The sequence below is a fragment of the Rhizobium sp. IBUN genome, assembly GCF_000510625.1.
GTDB classification, from domain to species: domain Bacteria; phylum Pseudomonadota; class Alphaproteobacteria; order Rhizobiales; family Rhizobiaceae; genus Rhizobium; species Rhizobium altiplani.
Genome location: NZ_AZNV01000021.1, coordinates 15,299 through 35,439, shown reverse-complemented (window position 1 = coordinate 35,439; position 20,141 = coordinate 15,299). Strand labels below are relative to the sequence as shown.

Annotated in this window: 23 protein-coding genes; 8 read left to right on the top strand and 15 right to left on the bottom strand. The window is 60.3% G+C overall.

What is annotated here, in order from left to right:
* The first annotated feature begins 19 nt into the window (after positions 1–19).
* From RHIBUN_RS0119090 to RHIBUN_RS0119075, 4 genes are read left to right on the top strand one after another with little or no spacing between them, the layout of a single operon-like run.
* Complete coding sequence (locus RHIBUN_RS0119090; protein ID WP_025660787.1) at positions 20–562, top strand: iron transporter; 543 nt, start codon at positions 20–22, stop codon at positions 560–562.
* Positions 562–897 carry a cupredoxin domain-containing protein gene (locus tag RHIBUN_RS0119085; protein WP_025660786.1) on the top strand — a complete coding sequence of 112 codons (336 nt, stop codon included), beginning with the start codon at positions 562–564 and terminating at the stop codon, positions 895–897. Before RHIBUN_RS0119090 ends, RHIBUN_RS0119085 begins: the two co-directional genes overlap by 1 nt.
* On the top strand, positions 894–1,748 hold the full coding sequence (locus RHIBUN_RS0119080; RefSeq protein ID WP_025660785.1) for an FTR1 family protein: 855 nt from the start codon (positions 894–896) through the stop codon (positions 1,746–1,748). The genes RHIBUN_RS0119085 and RHIBUN_RS0119080 overlap by 4 nt, the downstream gene beginning before the upstream one ends.
* Positions 1,745–3,118: a 4Fe-4S binding protein gene (locus RHIBUN_RS0119075; protein WP_025660784.1), complete on the top strand. Its 1,374-nt coding sequence runs from the start codon at positions 1,745–1,747 to the stop codon at positions 3,116–3,118. Before RHIBUN_RS0119080 ends, RHIBUN_RS0119075 begins: the two co-directional genes overlap by 4 nt.
* Positions 3,119–3,349: 231 nt before the next feature.
* On the opposite strand, the gene RHIBUN_RS36440 is transcribed toward RHIBUN_RS0119075, so the two are convergent.
* The 4 genes from RHIBUN_RS36440 to nirK all read right to left on the bottom strand — a co-directional run bounded on the left by RHIBUN_RS36440 (position 3,350) and on the right by nirK (position 6,961).
* Positions 3,350–3,508, bottom strand: coding sequence for a hypothetical protein (locus RHIBUN_RS36440; protein ID WP_156932725.1), 159 nt, complete (start codon positions 3,506–3,508; stop codon positions 3,350–3,352).
* A 584-nt stretch (positions 3,509–4,092) separates the two neighbouring features.
* Positions 4,093–4,788: a Crp/Fnr family transcriptional regulator gene (locus RHIBUN_RS0119060; protein WP_025660781.1), complete on the bottom strand. Its 696-nt coding sequence runs from the start codon at positions 4,786–4,788 to the stop codon at positions 4,093–4,095.
* Positions 4,778–5,737: an SUMF1/EgtB/PvdO family nonheme iron enzyme gene (locus RHIBUN_RS0119055; protein WP_025660780.1), complete on the bottom strand. Its 960-nt coding sequence runs from the start codon at positions 5,735–5,737 to the stop codon at positions 4,778–4,780. Before RHIBUN_RS0119055 ends, RHIBUN_RS0119060 begins: the two co-directional genes overlap by 11 nt.
* A 78-nt stretch (positions 5,738–5,815) precedes the next feature.
* Complete coding sequence (gene nirK, locus RHIBUN_RS0119050) at positions 5,816–6,961, bottom strand: copper-containing nitrite reductase (RefSeq protein ID WP_025660779.1); 1,146 nt, start codon at positions 6,959–6,961, stop codon at positions 5,816–5,818.
* Positions 6,962–7,162: 201 nt separating this feature from the next.
* On the opposite strand from nirK, the gene RHIBUN_RS0119045 reads away from it, so the two are divergent.
* Positions 7,163–8,377, top strand: coding sequence for an NnrS family protein (locus tag RHIBUN_RS0119045; RefSeq protein ID WP_025660778.1), 1,215 nt, complete (start codon positions 7,163–7,165; stop codon positions 8,375–8,377).
* 181 nt (positions 8,378–8,558) lie between these two features.
* Here the strand turns inward: RHIBUN_RS0119045 and RHIBUN_RS0119040 are convergent, their stop codons facing one another.
* Genes RHIBUN_RS0119040 through RHIBUN_RS0119020 form a run of 5 tightly spaced genes read right to left on the bottom strand, consistent with a single transcriptional unit; the run spans position 8,559 to position 11,319 of the window.
* Positions 8,559–8,819: a DUF6522 family protein gene (locus RHIBUN_RS0119040; protein WP_025660777.1), complete on the bottom strand. Its 261-nt coding sequence runs from the start codon at positions 8,817–8,819 to the stop codon at positions 8,559–8,561.
* Between the two features lie 29 nt (positions 8,820–8,848).
* A complete protein-coding gene (locus tag RHIBUN_RS0119035) occupies positions 8,849–9,151 on the bottom strand; it encodes an iron-sulfur cluster assembly protein (protein ID WP_025660776.1) in 303 nt (100 codons plus the stop codon).
* A complete protein-coding gene (locus tag RHIBUN_RS0119030; RefSeq protein WP_025660775.1) occupies positions 9,144–9,662 on the bottom strand; it encodes a DUF2249 domain-containing protein in 519 nt (172 codons plus the stop codon). The genes RHIBUN_RS0119035 and RHIBUN_RS0119030 overlap by 8 nt, the downstream gene beginning before the upstream one ends.
* Entirely contained in the window at positions 9,646–11,019 is a 1,374-nt protein-coding gene (locus RHIBUN_RS0119025) for a hypothetical protein (protein WP_025660774.1), read from the bottom strand. Before RHIBUN_RS0119025 ends, RHIBUN_RS0119030 begins: the two co-directional genes overlap by 17 nt.
* Before the next feature lie 15 nt (positions 11,020–11,034).
* Entirely contained in the window at positions 11,035–11,319 is a 285-nt protein-coding gene (locus RHIBUN_RS0119020) for a DUF2249 domain-containing protein (protein WP_025660773.1), read from the bottom strand.
* A 219-nt stretch (positions 11,320–11,538) separates the two neighbouring features.
* Between RHIBUN_RS0119020 and hemN the strand changes: the two genes are divergently transcribed.
* Entirely contained in the window at positions 11,539–12,891 is a 1,353-nt protein-coding gene (gene hemN / locus RHIBUN_RS0119015) for an oxygen-independent coproporphyrinogen III oxidase (protein ID WP_025660772.1), read from the top strand.
* 526 nt (positions 12,892–13,417) lie between these two features.
* Here hemN and RHIBUN_RS0119010 read toward each other — a convergent pair.
* From RHIBUN_RS0119010 to RHIBUN_RS0118985, 6 genes are all read right to left on the bottom strand, one after another.
* A complete protein-coding gene (locus RHIBUN_RS0119010; protein WP_025660771.1) occupies positions 13,418–15,310 on the bottom strand; it encodes a VWA domain-containing protein in 1,893 nt (630 codons plus the stop codon).
* A gap of 7 nt (positions 15,311–15,317) precedes the next feature.
* Positions 15,318–16,130, bottom strand: a complete 813-nt coding sequence (locus tag RHIBUN_RS0119005) for a CbbQ/NirQ/NorQ/GpvN family protein (RefSeq protein WP_025660770.1) — start codon at positions 16,128–16,130, stop codon at positions 15,318–15,320.
* A 27-nt stretch (positions 16,131–16,157) separates the two neighbouring features.
* Entirely contained in the window at positions 16,158–17,498 is a 1,341-nt protein-coding gene (locus RHIBUN_RS0119000) for a cbb3-type cytochrome c oxidase subunit I (protein ID WP_025660769.1), read from the bottom strand.
* An 18-nt stretch (positions 17,499–17,516) separates the two neighbouring features.
* Positions 17,517–17,969, bottom strand: coding sequence for a cytochrome c (locus tag RHIBUN_RS0118995; RefSeq protein ID WP_018856218.1), 453 nt, complete (start codon positions 17,967–17,969; stop codon positions 17,517–17,519).
* Between the two features lie 356 nt (positions 17,970–18,325).
* Positions 18,326–18,613, bottom strand: a complete 288-nt coding sequence (locus RHIBUN_RS0118990) for a hypothetical protein (protein WP_025660768.1) — start codon at positions 18,611–18,613, stop codon at positions 18,326–18,328.
* A complete protein-coding gene (locus RHIBUN_RS0118985) occupies positions 18,610–19,149 on the bottom strand; it encodes a cytochrome c oxidase subunit 3 (RefSeq protein ID WP_025660767.1) in 540 nt (179 codons plus the stop codon). Before RHIBUN_RS0118985 ends, RHIBUN_RS0118990 begins: the two co-directional genes overlap by 4 nt.
* Before the next feature lie 297 nt (positions 19,150–19,446).
* Here RHIBUN_RS0118985 and RHIBUN_RS36885 point away from each other — a divergent pair, with 297 nt between their 5' ends.
* Together RHIBUN_RS36885 and RHIBUN_RS0118975 are read left to right on the top strand one after the other, a co-directional pair.
* Positions 19,447–19,602 carry a hypothetical protein gene (locus tag RHIBUN_RS36885; protein WP_018856222.1) on the top strand — a complete coding sequence of 52 codons (156 nt, stop codon included), beginning with the start codon at positions 19,447–19,449 and terminating at the stop codon, positions 19,600–19,602.
* 9 nt (positions 19,603–19,611) lie between these two features.
* The gene (locus RHIBUN_RS0118975; RefSeq protein WP_025660766.1) at positions 19,612–20,100 is read left to right on the top strand and encodes a hypothetical protein; all 489 of its coding nucleotides are present in this window, start codon (positions 19,612–19,614) and stop codon (positions 20,098–20,100) included.
* The last annotated feature ends 41 nt before the right edge of the window (positions 20,101–20,141 follow it).

Here is a 20,141-nt window from a genome sequence, read left to right as displayed (position 1 = left end):
CTTTTACGGATCGCACACAATGCTTCGAGCTACCTGCCTTTGCCTCGCGCCTGTTCTTCTCGCCGCCATGCCTTTTGCTGTGCGCGCCGCGGAATATCCGATCGGAGCGCCGCAGCTCGCGAGTGGGATGGAAGTGGCAGCCGTCTATCTTCAGCCGGTCGAAATGGATCCTCCGGGAATGATGCTTGCAACGGCCGAATCCGACGTTCATCTGGAAGCGGACATACACGCCACGGCCGAGAACGCGAATGGCTTTGCCGAGGGCGACTGGGTGCCGGGTCTTCATGTCGAATACAGGGTGAAGAACCTGGACAACGGCGCCGAACAGGGGGGTGCCCTTGAGGCGATGGTCGCAAGCGACGGGCCGCACTACGGCGACAACGTCAAGCTCTCAGGGCCGGGCCGCTATGCGCTTGAACTCACCGTGCACCCCGGCGGTCACGGCATGATGTCGTTCGGCCGGCATGTCGACAAGGAGACCGGAGTGGCCGCGTGGCCTGAAGCATTTACCCTGAAATATGAATTCGTGTTTGCCGGCGTCGGAAAGAAGGGCGGCTACTGATGTGGCTGCGAACACTCGTTTCGGGGCTCTCGGTCTGCCTCGCGGTCACGCCCGCCGTTGCGCAGGGCGACGATCCGGTCATCCAGATTCACTTCAGCAATGGGATGATCTCGCCGTCCGTCATCGAGGTGCCAGCCAACACGCGTTTCAAGCTTGAGCTTCACAACGACGGCTCGACGCCGGTCGAATTCGAAAGCATTCCGCTGCGCAAGGAAAAGGTGCTCGCTCCAGGCGCCTCAAGCTTTCTCGTGTTTCGCTCGTTGGATGTCGGAACCTATGCCTTCTTCGACGACTTTCACCTCGACATGCCACCGGCGAGCATGGTCGCCAAATGAGCGCGAACCTTTATCTGCAGTCCTTCGAGATCGCATCCGTGGTCTGGCGGGAAACATTGGAAGCCTTGCTCGTCGTCGGAATCCTTTTGACCTGGTCGTTGCGGGAGGGGCCTTCCGCTCAAAGAACAGCCGTCGGATGGATTGCGGCGGGCGTTGCCTCCGGCATCCTGTTCGCCGCCGCCCTGGCGCTGATCATGAGCCGGGCCTCCGCACTGCTCGACGGGGATGCCGAGGAAATACTCCAGATGATCATGGCGTCGCTGGCCTCAGTCCTCATGCTGAGAATGGTGTTCTGGATGCGCCGGATGGAACAGGGCGATACCGGGGGACTGCGCAATGAGGCGCTCGGGCATGTACGGGCTGGCAACTGGCTGGGTCTGGCTTCCCTGGCGGCGCTTGCCGTAGCCCGGGAAGGAGCCGAAACAGTCATTTTTCTCTATGGAATGCTCTCTGCGTCCGAAGGGTGGCAGACCGGCATTGTCGTCGTGTCGGGAGCAGTTGGTCTGGTGCTGGCCGCGGGAACGTTCTGGGCGTTTAGGGCCGGTGCGGCGATGGCATCCAAGAAGGTGTTGTCGCGGATCAGTCAGGCGCTCCTCATCATCCTCGGAAGCGGCCTGGCAATGACCGTCATCGACAAGTCGATTTCCCTTGGCATCCTGACGCCCTTGACCGCACCGCTATGGGACTTGAGCTGGCTTCTCGACGATGGCAGGGGGGCCGGCGCCTTCCTCGCCGGGCTCGCAGGCTATCGGGCCCGTCCAGAACTTCTTCCTCTTCTGGGCATCGGCGCCTACTGGCTCACCGCCTCTCTGGCTTACATGCCGCCGCTACGCGCGAAGGCTCCTGCATGACCTCCATCCAGATTGGCGCGCAGGCGCTTCTTGGCGGCTTCGGCGATCTTCTCCTGCGGTGGCAGGTGTTCATCCGGCGCCTTCAATGGGGGATCGTGGCAGGCTATGCGGCGCTTCTGGCCGTGCCCGTCGTCCTGCCTCTTCCTGCGAGTACCGATTTCATATGGACGAACCTGACGCGCTTTGCTCAATTTGTGTTCTGGGGCCTCTGGTGGCCGTTTGTGATCCTTGCAACGGCGCTCGTCGGCAGGTTCTGGTGCGGGATACTCTGCCCGGAAGGCGCGCTTTCGGAGTTTGCCAGTGAGCGGGGCGCGGGGAGGGCGATTCCTGGCTGGATGAAGTGGTCGGGTTGGCCGGTCCTGTCGTTCATTTCCACCACAGTGTACGGTCAGCTTACGAGCATTTATCAGTATCCCAAGCCGGCCGCGCTTCTGCTCGGCGGCTCGACATTCGCAGCAATCGCCGTAGGCGCTCGATATGGCAAGGCCAAGAGAGTGTGGTGCCGGTTCCTGTGTCCTGTCAGCGGCGTATTCGGCATCGTGTCGAAGATTGCGCCCCTCCATTTCAGGGTGGATCCCGCGAGCTGGCGCCACGCGCCAGGCGGCCGACCCGACGCCGTGAACTGTGCGCCCCTGGTCCCCATCAAGACCATGCAGGGCGCTGCCGCCTGTCACATGTGCGGCCGTTGTTCCGGACATAGGGGCGCGATCCGGCTGGCGTGGCGAAAGCCGGCGATCGACATCGTGCGAGGATCCGGCCGGATGGCGACCGGATGGGAGACTGCGATGTTGCTCCCGGTCATGCTTGGTCTCGTCCCGGCAGCGCTCACCTGGTCGGGCAGCGACTGGTTTCTGGCCATACGCCAGTGGCTGGTGGAAGCCTGCCTCGACGCACAGCTGATGTGGCCGCTTTCGTTACGGCTGCCATGGTGGCTGTTGACCAACTACCCTGAAGCCAGCGATATCATGACGATCGTCGACGCGGTGTCCCTGCTTGCGCTTCTCGCATTGTCAGCTGCCTTGGCGACCATCGCTTTTGGGTTTCCTCTGGCAGCGAGCGCCTGGATCCTTCGCAATCGCGTCCGCCCGATGCATCACCTCGCACAATCCCTCATTCCCCTTGCTTCCGCTTCGTTGTTCACGGGCCTTCTGTCGCTCACGATATCGCAGCTGCGGATGGACGGGATCATGTTGCCCATCGCCGACGATCTAAGAACCGCGCTGGTTCTGGCGGCCGCCGTCTGGTCTGTCGCACTTTGCCATCAGATCACTGGTCTGTACGACCGGTGTTTCGGCCGGCGGCTCCTGGCGACGTGCCTCTTGGCGCTTCCGACGTTGACCTTTGCAGTCGGCCGGGCGGCGTTCAGCTAGCGACGCTCCAGGGTTGCCGGCCTGTTGAAAAGGACACCTCTTGTGGGAAGAGGGCATCATTCAGCCGTCGGCGAGGCAAACCAATCAGATGGGGTGACCATCGATTGCGACCGATCAAAGCTCTCCATCGCAAAACACTATCGAGATGGAAAACCGCTGGAGCGGAGGGATTTCTGAGTGCCCCGGAAGGATTGGAAAAATCGCCGGCCGCGCACAAGGCATCAGCCTGTTTCAGGAACGCTGCAGACGACCGAAGACCAGCCGGCAAAGCTTGTCCGTGTCGACCTTGCCGGTGCGCGCATCAAGGTCGTGCTTGTGTTCGGCTCCGGCTGCACGGGGAGCTCTGCGCTTCTTGATCTCTACGACGAACGGCTTCTGCTGTGGTCTCATGGTTCTTTTCACTTCTTTTCCGTTGAACCCGCTTGGGCGAGCAATTGATTCAGTGCCTGCACGAAGCCTAGCGAAGCAGGCAAGAGCGCACTTTGACCTCCATCAAAGTTATCGGGAAACGGAAGGCGAATATCGACGCATACGCCCCTGGCGAAGACATCCCGCATGCCGCAGCGCTTCAAAGGTGTAAGGGGGAGCTACCTGGAATTGGCGGGTTTAAGGAGGTCAGCGAGCGTATGTCTGGCCAGATGACCTTTATAGGCGAGGGCAGCTCCTTGCTCTATCGTCCGCCATCCTTGGAGAGTGTCCAGCGCATCCGACCTGGCCTCGCAGGAAACGAGCGCTGCGGCAACCTCCGCAAGGCAGATCGTCTCTGGCGACCGCGCAAGGAAAAGGCCTCCTCTCTTGCCGCGCCGGCTCGCCAAAAAACCGCGACGAACCAGAAGGTTCGCTGCCTTCGCAAGGTGTGGGTGTGACGCCCCGAAAGCCTCGGCGGTCTCGGCGATCGTAACCCGGAAGGGATGGCGCCCAGCGGCCAAAAGAAGCAGCCGTATGCCATTGTCCAACATCACGGCCATGGCGGTCTACTCGCGTTCGCCGTCGGCCAGTTTCAGAAGGCGCTGCGGATCGGTGACGGTGAGTTTCTGCCGCCCGCCCTCGACGATACCCTTTGATTCCCACGCGCTGAGGATGCGTGAGACCGTGTGAAGCGTCGTTCCGGTCATCTCCGCGATATCCTGCCGCGATATCGGGAAGTCGATCCGGATGCCAACACCGTCGGCCTTTCCCGCCTGCTTGGACAGGCGGAGCACGGCGTGCGCGACGCGCTTTTCAACTTCCTCCGTCGACATCTCGCGAATTCTGACGTGGGCCTCTTCAAGCCGCTGGCCGATGGTCTGCATCGCAGTCATCGCCAGGCGTGGGTTCTGTTCGACGAAGCGTCCCCACATGTCCGTCGGCCATCCGAGGATCAAGCTCTCGGCCGCGGCACGGGCCGTGCCTGGGTAGTCGGTCCTGCGAAACGCCATGGCGAAACCGAACAAGTCGCCGGGGTGTACCATCCGGACAATGATCTGCTGGCCGTCCTGCGTCACCTGCGTCACCTTGAGCCGCCCATGCAGCAGCAGGAAGAACGACTTCGCCTGTGCCCCTTGCTCGAAAACGGTATCTCCTTGGGCGATGCGACGCGGCACAGCATGCTCGAGCATCGTGTCGAGGTCGGTGTCCGTCATCCGCTCGAAGAGCGGCAGGGACTTCACTACTGCGCGATCAACCTTCATTTTCGTTCTGCTCCGTCTGGGCGCTGATATGGGGGCCAAGAGCGTCCGTTGCGGCCCTGCGGGCGAACGCCACCACGCTCTGGAAAAACGTGGGACGGCGGACGAGCCGGAAACCGAGATTGTCGGGCGGCGCTCCGACTGCGCAGCCCCCGCCCTTGGGATTTCGAACGAAGCTGCTCATCGGCGACCTGTGCTTACCAGAGGCTATTATAATGCCGCAGCCGGCTGGATCCAGTGTCTCCGTCTCTGCTGCCTTGTCTAGATCGACGCGCCTGTTGCACGTGGAGGTCCATTCCCAGATATTGCCCGCGAAGTCGACAAGGCCGGTCGTGCTGATGCCGAACGAACCTCTCGGCTGCGGCTTGGGGTTGGTCGACGCCGCGCGGCGGGCCTCGCGCTCGTAATCGGCAAGCCAACGTGTCGCCGGGTTCGTGTCGTCGGCGTCGATGCCGAGCGCATCGTCAGGAAAGCGGTCGGCTGCGGCGTATGCAAGTTCAAAGTCGCTCGGCAGGCGCCAGTTCTCGCCTGTCTGCTGCGATAGCCATGCCGCGTACTGCACTGCATCGTCGTAGCTCACCCCTGTAACCGGCAGGTCAGGCCCGGCCTGGCCTTCATATTCGGCCGGTGCACACGCGCCGTCCAGCACGCAGCGCTGATATTCTGCGCGGCTCGTCTGAAACTTCATGACGTCGAGCGGGAGGCGGACCTTCGCGTCGTGCTTTGGCGCGTCGACGGCAAGCCCCTTGCGAAAGTATTCGGTCGCCTCGCGATACTCGAAAGAATGAGGCTGTATGGTGACCACTTCCGGAGCGGTAACTCCACCGTCGTGTTGACCGGACGAAGCAAAACCCGTCTTCACGGCAACCGCTCCGGAGAGCGCGGCCAGAAGAGCGAGTGGAATAGCGATCGAAATGCCTGAAACCGATCCAGTCTCAGCGTGCCTGTTCATGGTCTTTTCGCGAGTAGCGCCTCCTTATAAAAAACGGTGCGCGGACCACCCCCGTCCGCGCACCTCCCCCGCCAATGGTCAACTTGCTTGCGGGCTCTTGACCGACGTCATGAGATCGTCGTTCCAGTCCCCCGTGACCTTGAAGTGGGCCGCCGCACCAAGTTCGAACGCCTCGATCAGGTTGTGGTTCACGTAGGCGTAGATGCCAGGCTGAGCGAAGGTGTAAATCGCAGCGCCTGCGGTACCGCCCGGAATGAACCAGGTCTCCTGGTCGATGTCGGGCACGTTGGCGAACTTGCCGGTTGCCCAGACGTATTCGCCATGGCCACCGATGAGATGCGGACGCGTGTCACGGTTGGCCTGCGAATGAATGATCAGGACCGTTTCGCCGACCTTGGCGGTCATCGCGTTGTCGCCAGTCAATGCACCGACCGCGCCGTTGAAGACGATATGGGTCGGCGTAAGGGTCTTCATCACCGCAACGGTGTCCTCGTAGGCCTCGCCGGGGCTTTCGTATTTCTTGAATTTCCCGGTTTCATCCCGAGGGATGTAGAAGTCCTGTTCGCCAACATAATAGACCTTGTCATAGACGAGCGGCTTTCCGTGACCGTCTGTCAGGCCTTCACGCGGCAGCACCATGATTGCCCCGTTCATCCCCGATGTCACGTGCCAAGGCACCATTCCGGGAGGAGCGCAGTGATAGACGAAGACGCCTGCCTTCGTGGCTTTGAAGCGCAGGACGGTGCTTTCACCGGGGTTCACGACGGTCAGAGCGCCACCCCCAAGGCCGCCGGTCGCGGCGTGGAAGTCGATGTTATGCTGCATCGTGTTGGTTTCGGGATTGACGAGCGTCAATTCGACATAGTCATCCTGGTGGACAACCATCAGCGGGCCGGGGACCGAGCCGTTGAACGTCATGGCGTTCACTTCCGTGCCGTCCTTGTCCAGCACCATCTTCTTTTCCTCGATGGTAAGCGTGAATTCCTTGATCTTTGGGCCACCCTTGGCCTTCTGATCGTGGGCGTGCACAAACGGCGGCTTTACGAGTTCGACCTTTTCACGAGCCAGCTTCGACAGGTCGACCTTCTTGGCACCCTTGAGTTCCGCGGGGGCGGCATGATCGTCGGCATGGGCAGCGGTGCTCGCGACGATGATGGGTGTAAGCGCCCCTACAGCGGCGCCGGTCAGCATGGTGCGCCGGGTCATTTGCATTGTGTTTGTCATTTCCCAACTCCTGTGGTCGAAGAGCGAGCGAACCCCGCCCTGTCGAGAAGGAGAGTAGAGAAAAGGCGGTCAAACTCTTTGACTTGGCGCAAATTTGCTATTTGTGGCAGCGCAAAGTTGTACTGTCCCTATTTGCGTAATATCAACGACCTGCGCTCCAAAACTTGGCATTGCTTGGCCGTCAATTTGGAGACTACGATCATGCAGAAGACCATGGACGCCGAGACGCGCGTCCCCCGCGGCATGTCGCGGACCGGCCTTGTCCTCTTCTCGTATGGCTTCCGGCCATTCTTTCTAGCATCCGCGCTTTGGGGCATTGTCAGCATGGGCCTCTGGACCGCTTATCTGACGCTTGGCGTTCCGGTCGCTGAAGACTATGGGACACTATATTGGCACGCCCACGAGATGCTGTTCGGCTTCGCGCCGGCAATCCTGGCGGGATTTCTGCTCACGGCAATACCGAACTGGACGGGCAGACTTCCGATAGCTGGGCGACCGCTGGCCTTCCTGTTCTCGATCTGGTGCGCTGGTCGCCTCGCGATGTTGGCGAGCGGTCTTACAGGGGTTGTGGCAGCCGCTTTTGTCGACGCCCTCTTCTTGCCCGCAATGCTTGTCCTGTGCACGCGAGAAGTAGTCGCAGGCAAGAAATGGAAGGACCTGAAGGTTGTCGCCGGGCTTTTCATCCTGTCCGTCGCCAACATCTGCTTCCAGGTGAAGGCAATCAACGGGATAAACCCCGAGCTGCCTATTCGTCTCGGGCTGAGCGCCTACGTGCTGTTGGTGACAATCGTCGGTGGCCGAATCCTTCCCAGTTTTACCCGCAACTGGCTGAACCAGTTCGGGCGAACCGACTTTCCCGTACCGTACAATCGGTATGACGCGGCAACGATCATCGTGGGCGCAGTCGCGCTCGGATCCTGGGCGGTCCGGCCAGACGCGATCGCGACCGGCATCGTCGCCGCTGTCGCGACGGTGATGAATGTCATTCGCCTGTACCGTTGGCGCGGCTGGACCACTTGGGCGGAGCCGATCGTGTTCGTTCTACATGCCGCCTTTGCCTTCGTTCCATTGGGATTTGCCGCCGTCGCTCTTGGTGCCGCAGGACTACCCCAGATCGCAGTGCTGCATGTCTTCGCCATCGGCGCCATTTCGCTGATGATGCTGGCCGTCATGACGCGTGCCACTCGCGGCCATACCGGACGCAAGCTCAAATCGAGCAGGATGACGAACGCATCCTATGTCGTTCTTGCCTTCGTGGCTCTTCTGCGACCGCTTGCAGAAATCGCGCCATCGTTCACTGCACAGATATTGATGACTTCGGCGATCGGATGGATGGCTGCGTTGGCAATGTTTGCATTCGAGCATGCCCCGATGCTCTGCACTGGCCGCAAGCCGTTGACCGTCAGGGGAAAATGAGTGTCGGGCAGCGTTCCGCGCCGAGCGTTTCGGCGCGGTCGTCCGACAGCCGAAAGGGGAAGCGGAAAGACGCGCGATGACGGTCCTGTGGCGCTCACGAGGTCGGGGCCATCAGCAAGCGAACGCTCCAGAGAGACGGGCGGGAACAAGCGACAGGGCGGGGCAACCGCTTCGTACCCGATTACGAGCCCTGCGGTCCCTTTGCGACAAATCTTGTCTCTTCGCTCAAAATGCTGCCGTTTGAGCTCACGATTGCAATCCACATGCGGTTGCCGAAACGGACCGAAAGGCGCGTCCTGCCGGCGTCGTCACCAACACCGGCCTCGACTGTGCCACGGACAAGGCCCCGCTTCATGTAGCCTCGAAGCGTCTCTGCCGACAGGCCAAACCGGCCTGCCAGATAGGAAGCATCTACGGCCAGGTTATCAAGGTCGATGTTCACAGTTTGATGCCTTTCTATCTTGGCCGTCGTCAGGCTGGCTGTTCGATTGAAAACAGCGCGGCCATGTCTGGCGACCATGGAGGATCGTAGACGAGATCGACAACGACATCGATCACGCCGTCGACCTCGGCGGCACGGTTCTTTACCGCCTCGACGATGAAGCCCGATACCGGACAGAAGCGCGTGGTCGTGGTCATCTTGATCCTTACGATGCCTGTGGGGTCGGTATCTATCTCGTAGATGAGACCCAGGTCCACGATGCTGGTTCCTACCTCCGGGTCCTTGATTCCCCGGAGCACGTCGAGGATCATATTCCGAGAGAGATCAGCCATCCGAACCTGCCGGCGTCGCTCTGATCATGATCCTGTAGACCTTTCCGCTGTCGTCGAAGTTCCCGATCCACTCATGGCCGCGGTCCTTCAGCTCATTGAAGAGAAAAACCGGTTCACGGTTCAGCAGGGCGAAAAGGACTTCGCCGCTTTCCATCGTCTCGAGCCGCGCGAGGATACGCTCCATCGGTTCGGGAGGCGGAAGGTCGGTTAGATCGAGGTTCCAAACCGGATCGGGCCAGATGGCTTCGGTCGCCGGGGCCGCCGGCTCAGGTTCGACAGCTTGGTCGCCGGGGACGAAATCGATCTCCCAGTCATCCTCCGAAAGCTTTCGAGCGACGTGCGAGTAGCCCCGCTGCTCGAGCTGACGGATCAGGGGAACCGGCTGGAATATCACATGGAGCCTAAGTCCCTCGCCAGGATCAAGGCTGGAGACGGTATCCATGATCAATTGGAACGGCATCCCGCCGTCCCGCAGGATCTGACGTACGTCGAGTTCACGAAGCTGAACCATTGGCGTTACCCCTTTGATGAACGGCGAAAAGAAGCGCCGGCTTTTTGAATGGTGCTGTCTTCATCGAAGCATCAATATTCGCGAGTGAGCGAGCAAGGACAAGCTCGATGATGAGGGCAGCGGTCGAGAAGGTCTGGAAGATGACGGCAACACGGAAAAGGCCGTCGAAAGCCAAAGATATTGCAAGCGACGCGACGACAACCGCGCCGTAGAAGAGCCAAAGCCAGATCGCGGCCCGGCCTCCCGATACGAGATCGGAGAGACGCGGCGTCTGCCGGCGTCCGAGGAGGGGGCCGAAGACCTCGATCCACGTCAGGAAGGGAACGATCTTGAGCAACTGGGCAAGACCCAGGCCCGTCAGCCAGCCGAAGACGAACAGATAGACCGCGGCTGCGAGAAAATGGCTCCCCACGTTGGATGCGAGGCCTGTGGCCAGCATCGACATTGACAGTCCGAGTAGCGTGAAGGCCGGAAGTGATCCGGACATGTTCACCTCCAGAGGCCCGCGGCGGCGTCCTTTGTAGGCCGATATCAACTCCAGTACATAGATGGCGATCGCTACGGCGAACACTATTGCTGCCGCTGCGAGCAACCATTGGGAAACGGTCGGCCACGTCAGTGAAATCGCAGTCGCCACCGCCAGCACGACCATACTCACGCCAGCCATGTTGGCGATAAGCTGCGCCCGCTTCATGTCGTCGGACAACAGGAACATCGGGAGCAATTTATAGCTTACGCCGATGGCCGCCAGCGTCATCCACCCCCCGAGGCCGAAGCTTGCGTGGAAGGGAATCCCGTGGAGCAGAAGGACGATGAAAACCGGTGCCTGGGAGACACCCGAAACGGTGACAGCAAAGAGCGAGCCGAGGGCGGCTGTTGCCGCGAGGCAACCGATTGCGATCAGGACGAGGGGCGATGCCGGATGGCTTTTGCGACCGCGCCACAGCACCAGCAGCAACGCAGTTCCCACCCAGGAAAGCGAAGGCGCCAGAGTGGCGACCGCAGCGAGCATCACCCCGCCCGAGAGTTCGGATCCACGGTCGATCAAATGGAAGCCCAGCAGCAGAAGAGCAAGCCCGGCGACGATGCCGCCGAGGCCAAGGACGTCGTACCGTCCTTTGGGAAGGCTCAACCCCGTAAGAACCGGTGCGAACTGGAGCAGCGCGCCAATCATCAAGAGGGCAAGCCATCCAATCGTTACAGAGTGCACGACGATGAGGGCGCGAGGATCGCTGACGTCGACGGATGGCGCCCAGCTTCCTGTTGACAGCAGAACCTCCGCAAACAGCAGAAAGAGGAGCGCTGCGCCGAAGTAGCACATGGTCCATCGCGACAGACTGGCGCCGATTGGCATCATCGTGCTTCTCCGGTGCTAGTGGCTGCCGCAGCAGCAGTCGCAGCCGGCGTCGAGACGGGTGATCTCCACACGCCAGACCTCCGGCCCCTGCTCGAGGTACTCCCAGGAAAACTTTCCAGGAAGTGCCGTTTCCAACTGGTATTGAAGCGGCCGGGGTTCGTGATCACTGGTGATATGCAAAACCTTTCCAGGCGTCAGCGTATGCAGCGTGCCGAAGATTTGGGGATGACGCTCAAATGGCGGCAGGACACGCACGTCGATATGCGTGATTTCGCTTCGCGTGGAGGGCGCGTCAGTCATGTGATTGTTCCTTCAGCCGCTGGCATGATGATCGACGGGACCGCGGCGCATCCGTTGTCAGTTGGCAACGATAGGCTTGCGCGGATTGGGGCACTTTGACAGCGAACAAACATCGAGGAGGTTTGACCCGTGCGAATTCGTTTTCATTGACATATGACAAGGAAATGCAGGCGGCGGGCAGACATAAGAGCGCGATGATCCTCAAGAAAGGAGATCGACATGTCGGAAGCTCTGGTCGCCAAGTACGGTGACGCCCGACTCCCGCGCTACACAAGCTATCCAACCGCACCGGCATTCGCTGCGACAGTGGGACCTGACGAATACGCGCAAGGACTTCAAGCCATATCGGCCTCGGACCCTGTCTCGATCTATCTGCACGTACCCTTTTGCCGCTCGATGTGCTGGTACTGTGGTTGCCACACGACCATCACCCGGCAGGACGCACCGATCCTGGAATATCTCGACGTCATGAGCCAGGAGATCGAACTGGTGTCGTTTGCGGCCGGAAACAATGTGCCGGTCAAGAACGTCCACTTCGGAGGCGGAACACCCACCATCATGAAGCCCCACGAGTTCGCGGCGCTCATGATGAAACTCAGGAGCGCCTTTCAGCTCGAGCACGACGCCAGCGTGGCCGTCGAAATCGACCCGCGCACACTCGCGCCAGAAATGATCGCGGCGATGGGAGAGAATGGCGTTGATCGTGCCAGCCTCGGCGTGCAGAGTTTCGATCCCGTCGTACAGAAGGCCATCAACCGCATCCAGACCTTTGGCCAGACCCAGGCAGCCGTCGCAGGGTTGCGCTCCTTCGGGGTGACGAGCATCAATTTCGACCTGATCTATGGCCTGCCACATCAAACTGTCCAATCGTGCGTGGATACGGTCAGACAGGCAGTCGAATTGAGCCCCGAGCGCTTCGCTGTTTTTGGATATGCTCATGTCCCGGCCTTCAAGAAGCATCAACGGCTTATAGATGAAGCCGCGTTGCCGGATGCCGCGCAGCGAAACGAGCAGGCCGAGGCGGTGGCGGAGGAACTTGTCAACTGTGGCTATGTCCGCATTGGCCTGGATCACTTTGCGCTGCCAGGTGACGAGCTCGCAGTTGCCTCCAGCGCCGGCACCCTCCACAGGAACTTCCAAGGTTACACCACGGATGACTGTGCCACCCTGATCGGCCTTGGCGCCTCCGCGATAGGAAGGCTGCCGTCCGGTTACTACCAAAATCACGTGGCGCTGGGCCGCTATGCTGAACGGGTCGCATCCGGTGTTTTGCCCACAGCGAAAGGCTATATGCTAACCGGGGAAGACAAGCTTCGTGCCAAAGTGATCGAGCGCCTGATGTGTGACTTCGAGGTGGATCTGCCGAAGCTGGCCGAGGAATCAGGATACGAGAGCGGTTTTCTGCTCGACAGGAACGACCGGTTGCAGGCGCTTGTCTCGGACGGCGTCGTCACGATCGAGGAGGGCCGGGTGGTCGTTTCCCGCAGCTCCCGCTTTATGGTCAGGGCGGTTGCTGCCGCGTTCGACGCCTATTTCGGGTCCTTGGGACGATCTCACAGCAAGGCAGCCTAACCTGATCGGCGCCCGCTTCTTCATGGGGTGTTGACCTTTCGCCTTCTCTGCTGGCCGGGACGGTTTCGGCCAGACGCAACCCGCCAGACCGTATCCGCCATTTCCGGCAATCTCTGGGGTCTCGCTCGTCGCCATTGGCAGGGTTGGCGGCCAGGCTCCCCTTGCGAGCACCGTCGCCGGCCTGCCGATCTCAATCCTGTCGCGCAGCATCTCGTGGACGGAAGTTCGCGGTGAGCCAGTTTCGGTGAAACTCACCGCCAGAAGGCGCCATCGTTCGTCAAACGGTCGGCGTGACATGGGATGGTCCGCGAGATGGCAACATCGTTGTTTCGACGCTCCTTTCCGGCGCCCCTTTTGCGGGCGACCAGTCGCAGAGCCAAGGGCGACTTGGCTTTGCGCGATCGCCGTCGGAAATCGTCCCAACCCCTCAGCCTCGACGTCGGCCCCCATCCAATGTCAGAAGAACCGCCTGGATCGCCCGCACAGACGCCCGCACATAAGCCCCCTGGCAGTGATCGTAGTCCCGCTATGCCGTCAGGTTTCGGTAGATCACAGGAAGAGCACTCGGAAGCTTCGCAATATTCGAGACCAGCGAGAAGCCCGACCGCCCGAAGATCGCGGGAAGATAATCGCCAGCATTGCGGTCGACGGTGACCGCAAACACAGCCTGGCCGCGATTGCGGGCCTCCATCACCGCACGCCGGGAGTCCTCGAGCGCGAACCGGCCTTCGTAGTGGTCCACGTCGTTCGGCTTTCCGTCGGTCAGAATCAGCAGCAGGTTCTTCCTTGCCCCCTGTAAATCGAGTTGCTTAGACACGTGTCGGATCGCCGCGCCCATGCGGGTGTAATAGCCGGGCTTCAAGCTGGCGATGCGCCTGGCGGTCGTGGCGGAGAACTTCTCCTCGAAGCGCTTTACACTGTCCACCCGGATCCAGCTATGTCGGCGAGACGTGAACGTGTCGATCGCAAAGCTGTCGCCGCAGGCGTCGAGGCCGCGAGCCAGCACGTTAAGCGCCTGCATCTCCACGTCGAGCACCCGCCGATTGTCGAGCCACGAATCCGTGGATAGCGAGACGTCGACCAAGATGGATGTGGCCAGCTCATGGGCCGCAGGACGCGACGATTCGTAGATGCGGTCATCAGGATAACCGGTGGCTAGAAGATCGATGCGCGAGCGCACCACCGCTTCAAGATCGATTTCGTTTCCGTCCAACTGTGCTCGGCAGATCTCACGTCTTGGCCGAAGGATCTCGAACTGCTTGCGTACCTTCCGGATCACGGACTGGTCGCCTGCAATCGGAGAAATCTCCGCGTCCTGAATTGTCCCGAGCACAACCCGGCAATGGTCTTCAGCGTACTGTTGTGTCCTGAAATTCCATTCCGGATAGAGCAACTCGCCTTCTATTCGCGAAGGATCAACGGCTTCGGGGGAGAGGTCGAGATCGAAGTGGAACTTTGACTTCGGCCGCTCCTTGGTTCCGCTGAGCGTGATGTCGTCGAGCTCGTCGGCAGCCGACGTTTCGTCGTCCTCCTTGTCGTCTGTCGGGCGGTCTACATTGACCATTTCCGCCATGGCGAGGATCTTCTCGAAGCGGTTGAGAATAAACGGGTCGCGCTTTCGATCGGCGGCATCGTCCTTCCGCTTTGCCTCGTGAGAAACTCGCTTTCCATCGTCATCAGATGATGTGTCGTCGGATGGAAGGTCGTCTCGGTCGGTCGGTTGGCATTCCGCCCGCCCGGTGAAGTCGGGCCAGAGGGGAACGGGAAGCATCGGCAGGTATCCGGGAGGAGCCGCCGCAAGAGCGGGCCTGCACCCCGACGGGAGGACATGCTCCAAGGGGAAGGAGAGGGCACTCTTCACGAAATCTTCAACAAGCATCTCTGCCTGAGGGAGTTTCCCGCGAACGCGGCAGGAAAGGACCGCATGGCTGAGGCGGGCATATCGCTCTGCCATTCCGGGGAATTCCCTGACCAACCGCGCACAATTGCTGCGCCCCGCCTCGATCCGGGCGATGTCGCCCAGCATCCTGTCGCTGGAGGCCGGCCCCGGCATCTGTGCGACAGCGATATATCCCGCGAGCCAGAAGTAGAGGTCACGATTGAGCCTCTCGTCGTGGAAGAGGTCGATCGTGGCCGGTAGATGGATCGCGGAACTGTCCCAGGATGGATGATCGCTTCTTTCCTCGCCGAGACCGACAACCTGGCGAAGCCGCAGACGATGAGACGAGGTTTTCTGGCGCGCCTTCTGGATCTGAAGCGTGCGCCCACCACCAAAGGCGCGGAAGCAGACCGCGAGCTGCGCCTTTAGGTCGGCAAGATGGACAGCATGCTCCGGATGGCGCTTCCAGGAGCTGGTATCGCCTACGAGGCGATGCCAGGTGCGTCCAACGGTTTCTTCCAGCTCCAGAAACTCAAGCATCTCGCACCTAGCCTATCGTCGCCTTGGCAACTTCAACGAGCGCCGCCTTGACATCGGCCTCGTCGGTCAGTGGTTCAATAATTGCGGCCCTGACGGCTTCGACCATGGGAATTCCGGCCTCGACAAGCGTCGCGCAATAAATCAGGAGCCGGGTCGAAACGCCTTCCTCGAGATCCTGTCCCTTCAACGAGCGGAGCCGTCGGGCGAGATCGACGAGAGACGCGACCCTGGCTTCAGGAAGCCCGCTCTCGCGCGAGACGGTGGCGATTTCCTTGTCCCGCGGCAGAAAGTCGAATTCGATCGAGACGAAACGCTGCCGCGTGCTGGGCTTCAGCGCCTTCATAAGGTTCTGGTAGCCGGGATTGTAGGAAACGACGACCATGAAGCCCGACTGTGCCTCGAGAAGCTCGCCGGTTCTTTCCAGGGGAAGGATCCGGCGATCGTCGGTGAGCGGATGGAGGACCACTGCCACGTCCTTGCGCGCCTCGACGATCTCATCGAGATAGCAGATGCCACCGTTGCGAACCGCCTTTGTGAGCGGGCCGTCGATCCATACGGTCTCGCCTCCCTTCAGGAGGTAGCGACCGGTCAGGTCTGCCGCGGTCAGGTCGTCGTGGCAGGATACCGTCGAAACGGGCAGCCCCAGGCGGGCTGCCATATGCTGCACGAACCTGGTCTTGCCACATCCTGTCGGGCCCTTCAGCAGGACCGGAAGTTGCCGGGTCCAGGCGCTTTCGAAAAGGGCACATTCATTGCCTTGAGGCGCATAGTAGGGAATTTCGTCCTTTGGATGCAGCGGATGATTGAGGGCTTTTGTCATGACTGATCTCCAGTGAGGGGGCCCGCCTTATTCGGCGGGCTGTACTGCTGCGTTGGGCATGCGTGCGCGTCCGGGGACAAGCACCGACCAGATGAACATCAGCGCGCTGATGAAGACGAAGACGCCGGAGCCGAGCCTGACCCAGTAGAAGAGGGCGAGCTGGTCCTGGACGTCCATGTAGGACTGACCGAGAACGCGCTGCAGATGAACCTGGATGACGCCCGCGAAGGTCAGCGCGAAAGTCATGACCGACATTGCCCCGCACATGATCCAGAAGCTGCTGATCGAGAGCCACTGGTTGTATGGCGCGCGTCCGCGGATCTGCGGGATGGCGTAGGCCATGGCGGCGAGATTCAGCATCACGTATGCACCGAAGAAGGCGAGGTGACCGTGAGCGGCGGTGACCTGCGTGCCGTGGGTGTAGTAGTTCACCGACGACAGCGTATGCAGGAAGCCCCAGACGCCTGCCCCGAAGAAGGCCATTACCGAGCATCCGATCGACCAGAGGAGGGCCGCCTTGTTCTCATGCTTGCGTCCAGCCCTCCAGGTCATGACGAAGGTGAAGACGACCATGGTGAAGAACGGCGCGACTTCGAGGGTGGAGAACAGCGAGCCGATCCACTGCCAGTATCCCGGTGCGCCGATCCAGTAGTAGTGGTGGCCGGTGCCGAGGATCCCCGAGAAGAGGGCCAGGCCGATGATGACATAGAGCCACTTTTCGACGACTTCGCGGTCGATACCGTTCAACTTGATCATGAGGAAGGCCAGAACCGAGGCCATGATCAGTTCCCACACGCCTTCGACCCACAGGTGAACGACGTACCACCAGTACATTTTGTCCAGCGCAAGGTTTACGGGGTTGTAGAAGGCGAACAGGAAGAAGATTGCAACGCCCCATAGACCGAACAGAAGGATGTTGGTGATGGTGGTCTTGCGCCCCTTGAGAGCCGTCATCGTAACGTTGAACAGGAACATCAGGGCGACAATGACGATACCGACCTTGATGGCAAAGGGCTGCTCCAGGAATTCCCGGCCTTCGTGAATATGGAAGAGGTATCCGACGACCGCCAGTGCGGCGGCCACGAGGAAGATCCAGAACTGCGCCTTTGCGAGTTTCGGACTGTAAAGCTCCGTCTCGCACTCCTCGGGAAGGAGGAAGTATGTGGTGCCCATGAAGCCCATGAGCAGCCATACGATCAGTGCGTTCGTATGTACCATTCGAACGATGTTGAAAGGCAGCATGACGGAGAGAGTGTTGGGCAACACGTAGATTGTGCCCGCGATCACGCCGAACAGGAGCTGTGCCATGAAGAGGCCGAGCGCTCCGTAGAAGTAGAGCATCGCAACGCTCTGAGTTTTGTACTTCATCTTAAAAACCTCTCCCTGTCAGCCGGCTTGGTTCGGCGGCCAGTTTTGGGTGTTCGTCTTGCTGACCCATTCGAGGAAATCGGCAAGGTCGTTGACCTCCTGGTCAGTCAAATTGAATTGTGGCATCTGCCTGCGCCCCTCGATGCCTGATGGCTGAGCGGCCATCCACGCATGAAGCGCCTCGCGGGCACTTGCCGGATCCTTGTCGCCGCCCCAGCGTATCCAGACGTTCGACAGTTCCGGCGCGAAGTAGGCGCCTTCACCGTCAAGCGTATGGCAGTTGATGCAGGAGTTCTTTTCCCAGATGTGTTTTCCGCGGGCGACGCCTTCTGTCAGGGTCGCCTCGTTGGTGGACACCGTTCGAATGTAATAGTGGCTGTGGGCCGTAAGGCCCACGAATATAGCGAAGAAGAAAGCGGACCCGCCGTAGAACACGTTTCGGGCCGCGGTTTTGGTCAGGCGTTCAGCCATCGATCATCCTTTCATGTCAGTGGCGGTGCCGCCGTGACGTCGGAAATCGAGCCAGGGGCTCGTTATTGGTGGATGGCCGAATTCCGCCGGGGGGTCTTTGTCAATTCGCAAGTAAGCGAAGGATTACGCATTGTTGGTGAGGTCTGAGCTTGGCGGCGGGCGTCATAGAAAGGCAGCCGGATGTCGACAGGCCAACGTGGCCGGGCTGGACACCGGGAAGACGTCGAAGCCCGCTCCGACGGCACCTTCGGTCGATCGCAAAATAGCGTCCATTGCGAGGGGCACCTGCGCCGGCACCGACCCGATTACCTTGCCGCGCTCGACGGATTGCTTTGTCTGCTCTGGACCAGTGCGATCTAGAAAAACGTGCCCGAAGCGAGGGTCTTCAGCAATGCCATGGAAAGGATGGTCATCGCCCATGCAATCAAGGCTGGGTAAATCGGCGAACGGCGACCGCGAAGTCCAAGGAAATCGGCAGCAACCAATCTGACTTTTGCGATCGCAACAACGACCACAAGCGCCATGAACGCCGGTCTTGATGCGACGCCCAGATAGGTCGAGCCGATGGCAATGCATCCGGTGAGCGCGAAGAGATAGGCAAGCGCCTTGGTCGGACCTGCGGAAGTCCGGTTTTCGATTTTCATAGAAGGTAAACCAGCGGAAACATTACGAGCCACACAATGTCGATGACGTGCCACAGGGTCGTCATCAGGTGGACGTTCTCACGGGAAGGGAAGCGAGCTATCAGGGCGAGCACGCAAGAGCCGAAGAGCACATGCGCCAGGTGGAAGCCCGTTATCAGCACATAGAGCGTCGAGAACGCGTCGTTTGAAAGAAGGGTCGCTCCCTCCTGACCGTACTCATGGATCTTCAGGGCAGTGAAGAGAAACCCTCCTGCCGCAGCTGCGAGCAACAATAACCGCCGCCCCAACAATCTCGTTTGCCGGGCGGCCATTGCGGCAAACCAACCGCTTGCAAGCAGGACGACGGTGTTTGCCATGGGTATGGTGGTGTCCAGCCTTGCCCTGCCTGCGAGGAAGTCCTCCGGACTGATCCAGGAGGCTATCACAAACGCAGCCAGGAGAGCCCCGAACGCGGCCAGTTCGCTCCAGGCAAGAATCCAAACAAGCAGGTCGCCAGTTCCAGGCTCCGCGAGATCGTCTGATGTCGTCGAGGTCATGCGCCCTCGATAGGCAATGGATCTGCTTTCTTCTTTGAGGAAACGCAAAAACCCCAGGGTCCTCGCATCAGCGGTCAATCCTGTCGGCAAGGTTTTGTTTACCAAGACATGAGACCTTGGTGCCGTCCTAGACGATATCCGGGACGGCAAAGGCTGGCATTTCGTATTGAGTAGCCAGCCCGTTCCCCGACTTCTTCTCGCTCCTTCCGTCGCCTCCGGGCCTGCTGTTGTCTCTTTGATCGATCTCAAAGACGTCTGTTCTCGACCGGCCTATGGTCCGATTCAAAGGAGAACATGATGACCGACGCCCAGATCGGACTTTCCATAGCCACCCCTGTGATCGTCATTTTCGCAATCACGCTCTACCGCATGGGCGTCCTGCAGCGGACGGGCGTCGTGTCAGCCGTCCTTGCCGCCGTTGCGATCGCCGCAAGCCTCTTTCTGCAAAGGTAGATGGCGATCATGCAAATGCCGAACAAATTCGCCGAGCTCGAGGCCTGCTACGGGCAGCTTGTATCGTGGTGCGACCTTCTGGAAGCGATTGCCGATTTTCTTCCCTGCCACGTAGACGAGAGGCTGTGTGACACCGTGACGGGCGGCCTGATCCCGCTGCTCCAGGCAACCCATGGCCTGGAGGAACATGTTGTTTCTGCGTCACTGCATGCAATCATGCCGGACCATGATCGCGTGGAGGCCGAAAATAGACGATCCACCGAACGCCTGTTCGACATGGATGCCGCGCAAGAGGTTGTCGACGTCCTGCTGGCTTTGAAGAACGGCGACTGCAGGCTGTCGTGGGATGCCATCGGATATCTCCTGCGATCGTTCTTCTGCTTGATGCGGCGACGCATCAAGGCCGAACGGGAAATCGTAGGGCAGATCCGGAAAGCACTTGCGCGACATGAGGGCATGACCGTTCTGGACGCGCAGCTCGCGACTGAGATCGTCTAAGTGCGTCTGTTTGAACAGTATGCTTCGGGTGATTGTGACGT

What these genes read in the sequence shown, in the direction of transcription:
- RHIBUN_RS0119080 (WP_025660785.1), top strand. Translation starts at nt 894, where the DNA reads ATGAGCGCGAACCTTTATCTGCAGTCCTTCGAGATCGCATCCGTGGTC.
- RHIBUN_RS0119075 (WP_025660784.1), top strand. Translation starts at nt 1,745, where the DNA reads ATGACCTCCATCCAGATTGGCGCGCAGGCGCTTCTTGGCGGCTTCGGC.
- RHIBUN_RS0119030 (WP_025660775.1), bottom strand. Translation starts at nt 9,662, where the DNA reads ATGGTTCAGCTTCGTGAACTCGACGTACGTCAGATCCTGCGGGACGGC.
- hemN (WP_025660772.1), top strand. Translation starts at nt 11,539, where the DNA reads ATGTCGGAAGCTCTGGTCGCCAAGTACGGTGACGCCCGACTCCCGCGC.
- RHIBUN_RS0119020 (WP_025660773.1), bottom strand. Translation starts at nt 11,319, where the DNA reads ATGACTGACGCGCCCTCCACGCGAAGCGAAATCACGCATATCGACGTG.
- RHIBUN_RS36440 (WP_156932725.1), bottom strand. Translation starts at nt 3,508, where the DNA reads ATGAGACCACAGCAGAAGCCGTTCGTCGTAGAGATCAAGAAGCGCAGA.
- RHIBUN_RS36885 (WP_018856222.1), top strand. Translation starts at nt 19,447, where the DNA reads ATGACCGACGCCCAGATCGGACTTTCCATAGCCACCCCTGTGATCGTC.
- RHIBUN_RS0118990 (WP_025660768.1), bottom strand. Translation starts at nt 18,613, where the DNA reads ATGAAAATCGAAAACCGGACTTCCGCAGGTCCGACCAAGGCGCTTGCC.
- nirK (WP_025660779.1), bottom strand. Translation starts at nt 6,961, where the DNA reads ATGACAAACACAATGCAAATGACCCGGCGCACCATGCTGACCGGCGCC.
- RHIBUN_RS0119035 (WP_025660776.1), bottom strand. Translation starts at nt 9,151, where the DNA reads ATGGCTGATCTCTCTCGGAATATGATCCTCGACGTGCTCCGGGGAATC.
- RHIBUN_RS0118975 (WP_025660766.1), top strand. Translation starts at nt 19,612, where the DNA reads ATGCAAATGCCGAACAAATTCGCCGAGCTCGAGGCCTGCTACGGGCAG.
- RHIBUN_RS0119025 (WP_025660774.1), bottom strand. Translation starts at nt 11,019, where the DNA reads ATGATGCCAATCGGCGCCAGTCTGTCGCGATGGACCATGTGCTACTTC.
- RHIBUN_RS0119060 (WP_025660781.1), bottom strand. Translation starts at nt 4,788, where the DNA reads ATGAAGGTTGATCGCGCAGTAGTGAAGTCCCTGCCGCTCTTCGAGCGG.
- RHIBUN_RS0119010 (WP_025660771.1), bottom strand. Translation starts at nt 15,310, where the DNA reads ATGCTTGAGTTTCTGGAGCTGGAAGAAACCGTTGGACGCACCTGGCAT.
- RHIBUN_RS0118985 (WP_025660767.1), bottom strand. Translation starts at nt 19,149, where the DNA reads ATGACCTCGACGACATCAGACGATCTCGCGGAGCCTGGAACTGGCGAC.
- RHIBUN_RS0118995 (WP_018856218.1), bottom strand. Translation starts at nt 17,969, where the DNA reads ATGGCTGAACGCCTGACCAAAACCGCGGCCCGAAACGTGTTCTACGGC.
- RHIBUN_RS0119005 (WP_025660770.1), bottom strand. Translation starts at nt 16,130, where the DNA reads ATGACAAAAGCCCTCAATCATCCGCTGCATCCAAAGGACGAAATTCCC.
- RHIBUN_RS0119045 (WP_025660778.1), top strand. Translation starts at nt 7,163, where the DNA reads ATGCAGAAGACCATGGACGCCGAGACGCGCGTCCCCCGCGGCATGTCG.
- RHIBUN_RS0119000 (WP_025660769.1), bottom strand. Translation starts at nt 17,498, where the DNA reads ATGAAGTACAAAACTCAGAGCGTTGCGATGCTCTACTTCTACGGAGCG.
- RHIBUN_RS0119085 (WP_025660786.1), top strand. Translation starts at nt 562, where the DNA reads ATGTGGCTGCGAACACTCGTTTCGGGGCTCTCGGTCTGCCTCGCGGTC.
- RHIBUN_RS0119055 (WP_025660780.1), bottom strand. Translation starts at nt 5,737, where the DNA reads ATGAACAGGCACGCTGAGACTGGATCGGTTTCAGGCATTTCGATCGCT.
- RHIBUN_RS0119090 (WP_025660787.1), top strand. Translation starts at nt 20, where the DNA reads ATGCTTCGAGCTACCTGCCTTTGCCTCGCGCCTGTTCTTCTCGCCGCC.